13 protein-coding genes are annotated in these 12061 nt (G+C 62.5%); 7 read left to right on the forward strand and 6 right to left on the reverse strand.

Features of this window, described 5'->3' with window-relative positions; translation table 11 throughout:
• Nucleotide 1: 1 nt before the first annotated feature.
• From R8L07_04135 to R8L07_04150, 4 genes are read right to left on the reverse strand one after another with little or no spacing between them, the layout of a single operon-like run.
• On the reverse strand, nucleotides 2–886 hold the full coding sequence (locus R8L07_04135; protein ID MDW3204710.1) for an oxaloacetate decarboxylase: 885 nt from the start codon (nucleotides 884–886) through the stop codon (nucleotides 2–4).
• A complete protein-coding gene (locus R8L07_04140) occupies nucleotides 883–1371 on the reverse strand; it encodes a 3-isopropylmalate dehydratase (GenBank protein MDW3204711.1) in 489 nt (162 codons plus the stop codon). The genes R8L07_04135 and R8L07_04140 overlap by 4 nt, the downstream gene beginning before the upstream one ends.
• The gene (locus tag R8L07_04145) at nucleotides 1368–2669 is read right to left on the reverse strand and encodes a 3-isopropylmalate dehydratase large subunit (protein ID MDW3204712.1); all 1302 of its coding nucleotides are present in this window, start codon (nucleotides 2667–2669) and stop codon (nucleotides 1368–1370) included. Before R8L07_04145 ends, R8L07_04140 begins: the two co-directional genes overlap by 4 nt.
• Nucleotides 2666–3496: a GntR family transcriptional regulator gene (locus R8L07_04150; GenBank protein MDW3204713.1), complete on the reverse strand. Its 831-nt coding sequence runs from the start codon at nucleotides 3494–3496 to the stop codon at nucleotides 2666–2668. The genes R8L07_04145 and R8L07_04150 overlap by 4 nt, the downstream gene beginning before the upstream one ends.
• Nucleotides 3497–3638: 142 nt before the next feature.
• Here R8L07_04150 and R8L07_04155 point away from each other — a divergent pair, with 142 nt between their 5' ends.
• From R8L07_04155 to R8L07_04185, 7 genes are all read left to right on the forward strand, one after another.
• Complete coding sequence (locus tag R8L07_04155; protein ID MDW3204714.1) at nucleotides 3639–3929, forward strand: hypothetical protein; 291 nt, start codon at nucleotides 3639–3641, stop codon at nucleotides 3927–3929.
• Nucleotides 3926–5020, forward strand: a complete 1095-nt coding sequence (locus R8L07_04160; GenBank protein ID MDW3204715.1) for a methyltransferase domain-containing protein — start codon at nucleotides 3926–3928, stop codon at nucleotides 5018–5020. The genes R8L07_04155 and R8L07_04160 overlap by 4 nt, the downstream gene beginning before the upstream one ends.
• 72 nt (nucleotides 5021–5092) lie before the next feature.
• Nucleotides 5093–6097 carry a TRAP transporter substrate-binding protein DctP gene (gene dctP, locus R8L07_04165; GenBank protein ID MDW3204716.1) on the forward strand — a complete coding sequence of 335 codons (1005 nt, stop codon included), beginning with the start codon at nucleotides 5093–5095 and terminating at the stop codon, nucleotides 6095–6097.
• Between the two features lie 71 nt (nucleotides 6098–6168).
• Nucleotides 6169–6690: a TRAP transporter small permease gene (locus tag R8L07_04170; protein ID MDW3204717.1), complete on the forward strand. Its 522-nt coding sequence runs from the start codon at nucleotides 6169–6171 to the stop codon at nucleotides 6688–6690.
• A gap of 36 nt (nucleotides 6691–6726) precedes the next feature.
• A complete protein-coding gene (locus tag R8L07_04175; GenBank protein ID MDW3204718.1) occupies nucleotides 6727–8067 on the forward strand; it encodes a TRAP transporter large permease in 1341 nt (446 codons plus the stop codon).
• A 14-nt stretch (nucleotides 8068–8081) separates the two neighbouring features.
• Nucleotides 8082–8645 carry a tautomerase family protein gene (locus R8L07_04180; GenBank protein MDW3204719.1) on the forward strand — a complete coding sequence of 188 codons (564 nt, stop codon included), beginning with the start codon at nucleotides 8082–8084 and terminating at the stop codon, nucleotides 8643–8645.
• A gap of 9 nt (nucleotides 8646–8654) precedes the next feature.
• Entirely contained in the window at nucleotides 8655–9596 is a 942-nt protein-coding gene (locus R8L07_04185; protein MDW3204720.1) for a hypothetical protein, read from the forward strand.
• A 54-nt stretch (nucleotides 9597–9650) separates the two neighbouring features.
• Here R8L07_04185 and doeB read toward each other — a convergent pair whose 3' ends face one another.
• The gene (doeB, locus tag R8L07_04190; GenBank protein MDW3204721.1) at nucleotides 9651–10640 is read right to left on the reverse strand and encodes a N(2)-acetyl-L-2,4-diaminobutanoate deacetylase DoeB; all 990 of its coding nucleotides are present in this window, start codon (nucleotides 10638–10640) and stop codon (nucleotides 9651–9653) included.
• A gap of 45 nt (nucleotides 10641–10685) precedes the next feature.
• Nucleotides 10686–12056, reverse strand: a complete 1371-nt coding sequence (locus R8L07_04195) for an aspartate aminotransferase family protein (protein ID MDW3204722.1) — start codon at nucleotides 12054–12056, stop codon at nucleotides 10686–10688.
• Nucleotides 12057–12061: the final 5 nt, after the last annotated feature.

Raw genomic sequence — 12061 nt, forward strand, 5'->3', positions numbered from 1 at the left:
GTCACTCCGTCTCCTCACCATCATAACGGCGGCCGCGTTCCAGCATTTCGGGTGTGCCGATGGCCGCGTTCAAATCCTTGAAATCCAGCATCCGGTCCCGGAACGGCCCGGTGGTTCCGGCGCTTTTCAGCGACGAGAAATAGTTGCGCATCGTATGGCCGACGGCGCGGGCCAATCCGCCCGGAAAGATCGCGATCTTGTAGCCCTGCGCCTGCAACTCCTCGGCACTGCGCAGCGGCGTCTTGCCTCCCTCCACCATATTGGCCAGCAGCGGAACGCGTCCCCGGAACCGGTCGACGATGGCCGCGACCTGGCCGTCATCCTGCGGTGCCTCGATGAACAGAACATCGCATCCAGCCTCGGTGTAGGCTTCGGCCCGGTCCAGGGCCGCATTCAGACCTTCAACGCCGATGGCATCGGTGCGGGCGACGATCACCGTATCCGGGTCGCGCCTTGCATCCAGTGCAGCGGCAATCTTTCCCGCCATTTCCTTCTGCGAAACCAAGGCCTTGCCATCCAAATGCCCGCACCGCTTGGGCATGGACTGGTCCTCGAGCTGGATTGCCGCGGCCCCGGCCCGCTCCAACTGGCGAACGGTCTGCTGCACATTCAGCGCATTGCCAAAGCCGGTATCGGCATCGACGACCAGCGCGGCGTCCACCCGGTCGGAAAGCCGCGCCACCGTATCCGTCAGTTCCGCCAGTCCGAACAGGCCGATATCGGGACGGCCCAGCCTGGAATAGGCAATCGACGCGCCCGATACGTAAAGCGTGTCGAACCCCGCCTCAGACGCGAACAGCGCCCCCATCGCATCATAGGCGCCGGGCGCTACGATGATTCCGTCGCTTTCCAGGCGCTGTCGCAGTTTCCGTTGCGGCGTCGTCATCCGGTCCTCCGGAAGCGTTGTTCGAGATAAGGCACGAGCCCGCCCAGGGCGACGATCTCCAGCAGATGGGCCGGGACCGCATCGCAGGTCAGGGTCGCCTCCGTGTTCCGGTTGAAGAGTCTGCCCGCCGCCGGATTCAATTCGATTTCGTGACCGGTTTCGATGCTGTCGGCTGCCTCACAGACCAGCGCCGGCAGCCCAAGATTGAAGGCGTTGCGATAAAAGATGCCGCCGAAACTCCTGGCCACGACCGCGCTCACCCCCAGGATTTTCAGTGCCTGGGCCGCCTGTTCCCGACTTGAGCCAATGCCGAAATTGCGGCCCGCCACAACGATGTCGCCGGGCCCAACATGTGCCGCGAATTTTGGGTCGACGGATTCCAGGCAATGCTTTGCCAGTTCCTCGACAGGCCCCTTCATATAGGCTCCGGGGGCCAACAGATCGGTATCGATGCCATCCCCGAACTTCCAGACCCGCCCCATCATGTGTGCCCCTCCGCCAGGAAGGGACGTGGATCGGCGATCTGACCTGCAACCGCAGTGGCCGCCACCGTATAGGGGGAGCCCAGAAACACGGTCGCCGATCGGGCCCCCATTCGGCCCTGAAAGTTGCGCGCAGTCGATGCCATGCATCGCTCGCCCTCAGCCAGGACGCCCGCTCCATACCCCGCGCAGGCGCCGCAGCCCGACGGTAGCAGAATCGCCCCCGCCGCGGTCAGCGTTGCCAACGTGCCGTCGGCCGCCGCTGCGGCGGTAATCCGGGTCGAAGCCGGCGCAATCATCAGTCGGGTGCCCGACGCGACCTGCCGTCCCTTGAGAACCCGGGCGGCCATCTGAAGGTCCTCCAGCTTGGCACCTGTACAGGCACCGATGTAGCACTGGTCGATCGCCTTTCCGTCGGCGACTGCGTCGACATCGCCGGCATTGGCAGGGCTGTGCGGAGCGGCGACCTGAGGGGCCAGATCCGATCCGTCAAACTCGTGGACCGCCCGATAGGAGGCACCGGGATCGGGCTGCCAGAACTCCGTGTCGACAGGCTCGCCGCCCGCCTGAACGACGTAGTCCGCCGTTACGCCGTCCGGTGCGATCAGCCCGGTCATCGCGCCCAGCTCGGCCGCCATGTTGCTGAGCGTCATTCGCTCCGTCATGGACAGGGCGCGAACGGCCTCGCCCTCATACTGCACGACCTGATAATCACCGCCATCCATGCCGAGCCGAGTGCAGGCGCGCAGCATCATGTCCTTTGCCGAGACACCATCGGCCAGGGTTCCCGACCAGCGGATCAGAATGGTTTCCGGCATTTTCAACCAGGTTTCACCGGTCGCCAGCACGCCCGCCATGTCGGTCGCCCCGACACCGAACATAAAACATCCGAAAGCGCCGCCGGTCGGCGAATGGCTGTCGCCACCGACCACGAAAAGGCCGGGCCGCAGATTGCCGCGCTCCGGCAGGACCACATGACAGATACCCTGCTGATCGTAGAATTTGCGGATCGCCTGCGCCTTCACCCAGTCCCGTGTCAGCTTCAGAATGGCCGCGCTGTCCGCATCCACTGCCGGGACGTAGTGATCCGACACCACCACAACACGGTCCGGGTCCCAAACCGTCACGCCGAGCCGCTCCAGAATCGGCTTCACGCGGCGCGGACCGCCGGAATCGTGGATCATCGCCAGGTCGACATTACAGATCACGATTTCGCCCGGCGCCACGGAGTCGCGTTGAGCGGCGCGGGCTACAATCTTCTGCGCCAGGGTTTGCGGATTGCCGGCAGCGACCGTGCTCATGACAGTCGGTATCCGGTTCGGCTCGGCGACCACACCCGGGCCTTGCCATCGGCCTGGCGCGTCAGGTTCATGTGATACTGGTAGCGATCCGGCCGGTAGAGCGCGGTGATGTACTCGACGGGGCGGCCGGTCTTGTCCTGTACGATCCGCACCACCTTGATCAAAGGCGCCCCGACGGTCGTGTCGAGACGGCGTGCCGTACCAGCATCGGCCAGCGTCGCCGTGATCGTCTGTTCCGCCGCATCGACATGGACACCGGACTTTTCAAGCAGTGCCAGAAGCGGGCGTTGCGCCAGATCCTGCTCCCCGAAACTGCGTCCGACATCTCCGGGAACATAGGTCGTCAGATGAGAGAACGGCTCGCCGCGTACACTGCGCACGCGAACCGACATCTGCACCTCGTCACCGGCTGAACACGCCAAGGCGGAGGCCACCTCAGCGGATGCGGGCATATAGGCAAATTCCAGCAGGTCGACCGATGTCTCCAGACCCATGGCGAGCAGGTCTTCCAACTGTCCCTCGAACTGGGCCTGCATCGGACCGTCTTCGCGTCGATGAGAGACGGTTGTGCCCCGTCCACGCTCCCGGCGAACCAGCCCGTCCTTGGCCAGCTCGTCCAGAGCCCTCTTCGCAGTAATGCGGGAAACGCCGTACATCTCGGCCAGATCGAACTCTCCGGGAAGAAGGTCGCCTTCCGAGAATTCCCCATCGATGATGCGCTGCCGCAGAACGAGATAGATCTGATGATAGAGCGGCGTACGGGCGGGTTCCGCCGGACGGATTCCGCCCGCGTCGAACCGATCCAACGAAACCGCCCTTCTTTCCATCGCGCGCAACCTCCAGCGGGCCGCCGGGTCTTTGCCCGACCTCCATCAAAACCACTATTGACATAACAGTATAACATTTGCAGGATTTCAACATCTTTATTGCTGGTCGCAGCGGAGGGAGGCCCTGATTGTGACGCGCGCGGTGCCCGAGGATGAAGAGGGACGACCGGAACAGCGGTTCTTCGATGACCCGGCGCTCGACAGGCTGTACGGCCTGACCTGGGCGCTCGCGACTGAGGTCTATGTCCTGCGCGACCGCGTCGACGTGCTGGAATCCGCGCTGGCCGCGAACGGGAGTGTGGACCTGGAGGCGCTACGCGCCGAGGCGACGCCGGAGGAACTCATGGCGCGCTCCGCGGACCGAAAGGCCTTCATCGACGGGCTGTTCGTCAACCTGACCGGGCGCCAGCAATCCAAGGGGGCGTCGTCGTGAGCGAGCAAGGTGCCGCTAACAGGCCGCCCGGAGACCCCGGACTGAACGGCCGCTCCTTCACCGCCGCACAGGCCTTTCTTCTTGAAGCGAAGCTGCGCTGGACCCACGACCTGTTTCCGCGACTGAGAGCCAAGGCCGAGGCCTATCCGGAGGCGGTGGAAGGTGTCGCCGCGATCCTGGAAAGCGATCCGGACTATCGGATTTTTGCCTGGCTGGAACGCCATCTGCAGCGGTTCAAATATAGTGGCCGCTACGGCTTGCAGGTCTATCATGCGGCGCACAGAGAAGGCCTGGAGGCGTCGCTGAACGACCGGGGCCTACCCGACGGCATGTTGACCCTCGACCCGGATCTGGAAATGCCGCGCTATTACACAAGCACGGACATTCATCAGCACCCGGGCGGTGTCTGGAGCGACCCGATCGCCGGCTATGTCTATGAACGCGGCGCGCGTTCGACGACCCCGACATTGGGTGCCAAGCATCCCGACCTGCATACGCGGTTTACCGATCAGGTTGCGGCCTTGATGCCCGTGCCGCCCGGCACGATCTTCGACATGGCCTGCGGATTCGGCAAAAGCACCCTGCCTTTCGCCGAGGCCTACCCCGATGCGGAAATCATCGCGATGGACCTTTCGGAACCATGCCTACGGCTCGGCGCGCATACCGCCGCGAACGCGCAGCGCCGCAATGTGCGCTTCGTTCAGGGCGACGCGACCGAAAGCGGGCTGGAAGACGAATCCCAGGACCTGGTAACGTCGACCATGTACCTGCACGAAATGCCGCCGAACCGGGTGGAAAAGGCGCTGCAGGAGAGTTTCAGGGTTCTGAAGCCGGGCGGCCGAATGGCGCATCTGGATTTCTATCACCTGCCCGATGCGTTCGCGCGGTTCATCCACTACGGACACGGACGGCGCAACAACGAGCCGTTCATGCAGCCCCTGGCGGAGATGGATCTGCCGACCATCCTGACACAAATCGGCTTTACCGATATCGAAATCGAGCCGTTTGAAGAATCCCCCGGCGCCTTGGCGGCGGAGAACCGGTCCTGGCGTTTCCCCTGGACCACAATAAGCGCTGCCAAACCGGGATGACCGGTCAAGGCGCAAGACAAATGTGTGAAACTCACGCACAATCGAAGGCAATGAACGAAGGGAGTTAGGGACATGCGTAAGGGGTTCAAATCGGTATTGGCCGCAGCGGGCTTTGCTGCGGCCCTGACGGCCGGCGCAAACGGGCCGGCACAGGCGGAGACCACTCTGTCGATGGTTTATCCGTTCCCGGATTTTCTGGTCTACACCAAGAGCTGCAAGGAACTGGCGGACAAGCTGAACGCCGCCGGCGAAGGCGTCGTCAGCGTCGACGTGAAGCCGTTCAACTCGATCGGCATGTTCGAACAGGCGACGGCGATCCAGAAGGGTGTGGTCGACATCAGTTGCCTGCCCGCAGCCTTCTACGCGCGCAGTCTGCCGGAGAACGAGGCGATCTCGACCTCCAACAGCAGCCCGTCTGCGGTGCGTGCGAATGGCGGCATGGACATCATCGACAAGCTCCACCAGGAGCGGGTGAACATGAAGTATCTCGGCTGGGTCGACAGCGGCGTGCGTTTCCACATCTATCTGAAGGACGCGCCGGTCTTCAACGATGAAGGCATGCCGGATTTCAGCGATGTGAAGATGCGCGACAACCCGATCTATGGCGCCTTCTTCCGGGCGATGGACGCGGAAACGCATCAGATGCCGGTCACCGATGTCTACGGTGCGATCCAGAAGGGCGTGGTCAATGCCAGCGCCTGGACCTCGATCGGTGTGAAGGGCCTGAAATGGGATGAATTCCTGACCCATCGTCTGGATCCGGAATTCTATCAGACGGATATCGGCGTCATCATGAATCTGGATACCTGGAATGGTCTGTCGGACGAAGCGAAGAAGATCGTCGCCGACACCGTCATGGCGCATGAGGAATCCAGCCGCGCCGCCCGCATGGCCGAGGTCGGCCAGGAAAAGGCGGAACTCGAGGCCGCTGGCATGCAGGTTCATACCGTTCCGGCGGCAGAGAAGTATCTGAACCTGGCCATCGAATCCGCCTACGGCCGGATGACGGAACGACTGACCAGCGACGGAACGTCCCTGGAGCACGCCGAAAAGCTGCGCGGCCTTTACATCCAGTAAGCCGCGACATCGAAAGTCGGGCGGCCCCGGACGGGGGCCGCCCGCATCGTTCTAGACGGGTCCAGATGGGAATGTCGACACTCGCAACAATCGACAGGGGTTATACGCTGCTGGTCCGTGCCCTGATGGTCGCGGCCTGTCTTTACATCGCAGCGATGATGATCCTGATCATCTACTACACATCCTTCCGCAGCATGGGATGGAGCTATAACCGCTATTCCTTCACGGTGATCGAATACGGGTTCATCTATGCCCTGATGCTGGGCTGTCCGTGGCTGGTTCGGCAGAAGGCCCATGTCTATATCGAACTGGTCACCGCGCTGTTGAGTGACCGCATCCGCCGCCTCTGGTCACGCGGAGTGGCGCTGATCTGTGCGGTAGTCTGCCTGACCCTGGCCTATTACACCGGACTGCTGACCTGGGAAGACTACTCCTGGAACCGGTTCGACGAGTTGCGCGGTCAGTTGGATATCAAGCGCTGGGTCGTGATCGCGGCAATGCCTGTCGGGTTCGGCCTGTCCGGGGTCGAGTTCCTGCGGTTCGTCTTCGGCCAGTCAGTGATCCATGTCGGCGAACCCGGCGTCCATGAATAATCTCGACACCTCTTTTCGGGCGGGGCGGTAAGCGCAATGGAATGGTACTGGACACTCACGGTCCTGCTTGGCGCCATCCTGGTATTGATGGCGGTCGGTTTCCCGGTCGGTATTGCCTTTCTGGCGGTCAACATCGTCGCTGCGATGATCTATTTCGGCGGCAACGGATCCTTCCTCGATCAGCTTGAACTGGGCATCGCCACGCTGGCCGACAATGCTTTCGGCTCGATGGCGAACTTCGCACTGGTACCGATCCCGATGTTCCTGCTGATGGGGGAACTATTCTTTCATACCGGGCTCGCAAACCGGATGTTTTCCGGTGTGGAACGTTTGATGGGCCGCGTTCCGGCGCGGCTGTCCTATGTCACCGTGGCAGGCGGCACGGCCTTTGCCACCCTGTCCGGATCGTCGATGGGCAGCACCGCCCTGCTGGGGACCCTGATGGTCCCGGAAATGTCCCGACGCGGCTACAAGAAGGTTCTGTCCATCGGCCCGATCCTGGGAACGGGCGGTATCGCAATGCTGATCCCCCCCTCGGCACTGGCCGTGCTCCTCGGTACGCTGGCGGAACTGGATATCGGCGCCTTGCTGATCGCAGGTGTGGTTCCGGGCCTGTTACTGGCAGCAATGTACGCGGTTCTGATCTATGCGATCGCCCGGCTGGACCCGGACGCGGCGCCGGCCTATGCGGTCGACATCGCGCCCTGGTCGGAGCGAATTGTCATTCTGATGCGCGATATCCTGCCCATGGTATCGGTCGTGATCGGCGTCATCCTTCTGATCATGGTCGGCTGGGCCACCCCGTCGGAAGCAGCGGCGTTCGGCTGCCTGGGCGTGCTCGTGCTGGCCATTGCCTTCCGTTCCCTGTCACTGGCGGCGATCTGGAAATCGCTGGAAGGGGCGACCCGGGTAACCGTCGTTGCCCTGCTGATCATTTTCGGATCGGCGACCTTCTCGAAGACCCTGGCTTTTTCCGGCGGCAGCGCGGGACTGATCACCTGGGTCACCGGGCTCGACATCTCCCCGATGGTCATGCTGGGGGTCATGTTCCTGATCCTGCTGCTGCTCGGCATGTTCATGGATCAGTTGTCGATGATGCTGCTGACCGTACCGATCTTCTTCCCGTTGGCGCAGAGCTTCGGGTTCGACATGATCTGGTTTGCCGTCATTGTCCTGCTGGCGATGGAGATCAGTTTCACCACGCCGCCCTTCGGTCTGTTGCTCTTCGTTATGCAGGGGGTAGCGCCACCGGGCACCAAATTCTGGGACATCTGTCTGGCCGCCCTGCCCTTCATGGGCTGTGCGATGCTGCTGGTCGTGCTGATCGTGGTCTTCCCTGAGATCGCGACCTGGCTGCCATCCGTCAGCAGACCCTAGCGCGGGATACCGGCATGCCAATCGTCGAAATCACCCTGATCGAAGGCTATGACGAAGACACCAGGCGGCGCCTGACCAGGGCGCTGCATCAGGCGGTTCAGAGCGTCATCGCCGCGCCCGACGAAGGCGTGACGATTGTCGCCCGCGAAGTGCCCTCGGCAAACTACCGGCGCGGCGGTACCGACAAGGTGCCCGGGCCGCCTGTTCCCGACCCGGTCGAAGTGGTGCGACGCTTCCTGAAATGTATGGAATCGCGCGATCTCGACGGCGCGAAGGCCCTCACGGCGGACGGTTTCGAGATGATTTTCCCCGGCGGTCGTCGGTTCACCGAGTTTCAACAACTGATCGACTGGGCCAAGCCGCGATACCGCTGGGTCGGCAAGCGGTTCGAACGGTTCGATGCCGCCCCGGCTGAGGACGGAACGGCCGTGACCTGTTACGGCACGCTTTACGGCGAATGGCCGGACGGAACGGCCTTTGAGGGAATTCGTTATGCGGACTGGTTTCTGCTGCGCGGCGGCAAGATTCTGCAGCAGCATGTCTGGAACGATCTCGCGGAATCGGCGCGTACGGGTTAGACCAGTTTCATGTTATCCAATGTTCTGAACGCCCTCTCCAGACGGGCACCGCTGCTACTCGCCCTAGGCGTCATGATCGGACTGGCCGCGCCCGGCCTTGCCGAGATTGCGCGGCCGCTCCTGGCACCGTCGATCTGGATCCTGCTGACGCTCGCGGCCGTCCGGATCGATCCAGCCCAATCCATTGCCCATATCCGTCGACCCGGTGCCGTTCTGGCGACACTGCTCTGGATGCTGGTCGTAACCCCGCTACTGGCCTGGGGCATTCTGACAATGCTGCCGGTGGACAGTCCCGGACTGGCGGCTGCACTGGTTCTGATGGCCGGGGCGGCGCCGCTGATGTCGACCCCGTCGCTGGCTCAGATCCTTGGACTGGACGATGCGCTGGCCATGCTGGTCATGGTCATTGCCACCATGCTGTCGCCCTTTACGCTGCCCTTCATCGCGCTCCACCTCCTGGGCTTCGATCTCGGCATCGACCCGATGGTGTGGAGCCTGCAACTCACGCTCTTCATCGGCAGCGCCGTGGCCGTTGCACTGATCCTGCGCCGGATGCTGGGCGCGGACCGTATCAAGGCCGCCCGACAGTCGATGGACCTTGCCATGGTGGCACTTCTTTTGACCTTCTCGGTCGCGATCATGGACGGGGTGACCGACCGTTTGCTGACCGAAACGGCCTATGTGCTGGGCATGACCGGAATTGCCTTCCTGGCCTACGGTCTGTTCCTCGCCGCAGGCACCCTGGCGGGGCTGTCCTTTGGAAAGCGGGTTGCGCTGACCATCGGCTTCGTCGGATCGAACCGCAATGTCGGCGTGATCCTTGCCGTTCTGCCCGCCGGGGCCCATCCCGACATCTTCCTGTACTTCGCGATCTGGCAGTTGCCGATGTACATCATGCCGGCCATCCTGACCCATCTGTACAAGCGGACGGCGGTCGCGGGCGTGCCCTGAACACACGGCAAACAGGCTCCTGCTTTCGCAGGCGCGCGGTGATGATTGTCAGATCTAAACAGGAACGGCGATGACGGCGACAATGTCGCCCATATTGATCATCCCGGGATAGTGACGGCCGGTGAAGATGCCGCTGATCCCGGCGCGATACAGCGCCGGCGGACGGCCGGTCCGGGTGATCTCATGCACGACGGCGACGACCTGGTCCTCTTCGACTTCATCGCCCAGTTCGACGGTGTATTCGATCAGGCCCGGCGTCTCGCAGGAGACATAACAGCGGCCGTCCGGCATATCGAGGTTGACCGTCGGCTCGATCAGCGGTTCGCCCGCCAGAATGCCGGCATGTTTCAGGAAATTCTCGATTCCCTTCTTGGCGATCCGGATCGTCGTGGCACTGGCCGAACCGCCGCCCCCCAGTTCCGTCGACACGAAGACGCGCCCCAGATCCTCCGCGGCCGTGTCGTACATTCCGACGGAATCGATCTCCAGGAGCATCAGCGAATAGGGCGCATTGAATGCCTGCATCGCCTCGACACAGCGTTTTTCCTGGCGCTTGTCCTGCAGCACATGGCAGGCGGCGAATGGAACGAATTCCAGCGTCCTGCCACCGGAATGAATGTCCAGAACGTAATCCGCCCGTGACAGAATCTGGTGCTGAAAGAAATCGGCGATCTTTTCCGTTACTGTACCGTCCGGGCGACCCGGAAAAATCCGGTTCAGGTTCCCGCCGTCGATCGGTGACGTACGGGTCCCTGACAGAAAGGCCGGATAGTTGAAGGCCGGAACGATGATGATCCGACCGCTGACATCCACCGGATCGATCTTCGCGGCCAAATCATACAACGCGATCGGCCCTTCGTATTCGTCACCGTGATTGGCGCCGGTCAGCACGGCGGTCGGCCCGGTGCCGTTCTTGACCACGGTAATGGGGATCATGATCGACCCCCACGCCGACTGGTCATGGCTGTAGGGCAGTTTCAAAAAGCCATGCTGAACGCCGTCCTGGTCGAAATCGACCGTCGGCGAGATCGGATTAATCACCATTCCACAAGACCTCCCGTCTCACGACACTAAGCGAGAGGCCGTGGATCAGCCAAGCACCGCTTTGACCGCCGCGGCAGCCATTCCCACGATCTTGTCCGCCTCGTCCCGGGTCAGGCACAGCGGCGGCGCAAAGCCCAGAATGTCGCCCTGCGGCATGGCGCGGGTAATCAGCCCCTGCTCCAAAGCGGCGGCGGACAGGGTCGGCCCCATCTTCTTCGACGGATCGAAGAAGGTGCGGCTATCCTTGTCCTCGACGAATTCCACGGCGCAGAGCAGGCCCTCCCCGCGCACCTCGCCGACATTCGGATGGTCGGCCAGTGCGTCCTTCATCGCCTTGTTGAAATAGGCACCGGTCTCGCCGGCGTTGGCTACGAGATCGAGACGATCGATCAGTTCCAGATTCGCCACACCGGCAGCAGCGCAAAGCGGATGCGCGGAATAGGTCCAGCCATGCCCGATCGGCCCCAGCTCGTCCGATCCCTGTTCCAACACCTTCCAGACACGGTCATGGACGATCGTGCCGGACAGCGGCGCATAGGCGGAGGTCAGGCCCTTTGCGATGGTGATCAGATCCGGATCCATGCCGTAATGGACAGAACCGAACATGGTCCCCAAACGGCCGAAACCGGTTACCACCTCGTCCGCGATCAACATCACGTCGTATTTCTTGAGGACGGCCTGGATCTTCTCCCAATAGCCCGGCGGCGGCGGCACCAGGCCGCCGGTGCCCAGCGCCGGTTCGCCGATGAAGGCAGCGACCGTGTCCGGCCCTTCGGCCAGGATCAGTTCCTCCAGTTTGTCGGCGCAATGCTGCGAAAACTCCTCCGGCGACTGATCCAGGTTTTCCCGGCGATAATAGTAAGGCGCCTCGGTGTGCAGGATCGGTGCGCGCGGCAGATCGAACTTGTTATGGAACAGCGCAAGTCCAGTCAGCGAGCCGGTCATCACGCCCGACCCGTGATAGCCGCGCCAGCGCGAGATGATCTTCTTTTTCTCCGGCCGCCCCAGGATGTTGTTCACATACCAGACCAGCTTGATGTTGGTCTCGTTGGCATCCGACCCGGACAGACCGAAATATGTATGGTTCAACCCTTCCGGCGCGCGCTCCGCAATCATCTGGGACAGGCGGATCGCCGGTTCGGAGGCATGACCGACATAGGAATGATAATAGGACAGCTTGTGCGCCTGTTCGGAAATCGCGTCGGCGATCTCGCTGCGGCCATAGCCGACATTCACGCAATACAGGCCGGCGAAACCGTCCAGGCTGGTCTTGCCGTTGCTGTCGGTGATGTAGACACCGCTGCCGCCTTCGATGATGCGGTGCGGGGTCTCGCCCCGGGCATGGGCACCCATCGCGGTCGACGGATGAAAGAAGTGGTCGCGGTCCCAGGCTTCGAGCGGTTCGTTTTTTAGCATCGTCA

The sequence above is a fragment of the Alphaproteobacteria bacterium genome (assembly GCA_033344895.1).
Classification (GTDB): Bacteria; Pseudomonadota; Alphaproteobacteria; order UBA8366; family Aestuariispiraceae; genus Pacificispira.

What these genes read in the sequence shown, in the direction of transcription:
- R8L07_04180 (MDW3204719.1), top strand. Translation starts at nt 8,082, where the DNA reads ATGCCAATCGTCGAAATCACCCTGATCGAAGGCTATGACGAAGACACC.
- R8L07_04175 (MDW3204718.1), top strand. Translation starts at nt 6,727, where the DNA reads ATGGAATGGTACTGGACACTCACGGTCCTGCTTGGCGCCATCCTGGTA.
- R8L07_04135 (MDW3204710.1), bottom strand. Translation starts at nt 886, where the DNA reads ATGACGACGCCGCAACGGAAACTGCGACAGCGCCTGGAAAGCGACGGA.
- dctP (MDW3204716.1), top strand. Translation starts at nt 5,093, where the DNA reads ATGCGTAAGGGGTTCAAATCGGTATTGGCCGCAGCGGGCTTTGCTGCG.
- R8L07_04150 (MDW3204713.1), bottom strand. Translation starts at nt 3,496, where the DNA reads ATGGAAAGAAGGGCGGTTTCGTTGGATCGGTTCGACGCGGGCGGAATC.
- doeB (MDW3204721.1), bottom strand. Translation starts at nt 10,640, where the DNA reads ATGGTGATTAATCCGATCTCGCCGACGGTCGATTTCGACCAGGACGGC.
- R8L07_04145 (MDW3204712.1), bottom strand. Translation starts at nt 2,669, where the DNA reads ATGAGCACGGTCGCTGCCGGCAATCCGCAAACCCTGGCGCAGAAGATT.
- R8L07_04195 (MDW3204722.1), bottom strand. Translation starts at nt 12,056, where the DNA reads ATGCTAAAAAACGAACCGCTCGAAGCCTGGGACCGCGACCACTTCTTT.
- R8L07_04140 (MDW3204711.1), bottom strand. Translation starts at nt 1,371, where the DNA reads ATGATGGGGCGGGTCTGGAAGTTCGGGGATGGCATCGATACCGATCTG.
- R8L07_04170 (MDW3204717.1), top strand. Translation starts at nt 6,169, where the DNA reads ATGTCGACACTCGCAACAATCGACAGGGGTTATACGCTGCTGGTCCGT.
- R8L07_04185 (MDW3204720.1), top strand. Translation starts at nt 8,655, where the DNA reads ATGTTATCCAATGTTCTGAACGCCCTCTCCAGACGGGCACCGCTGCTA.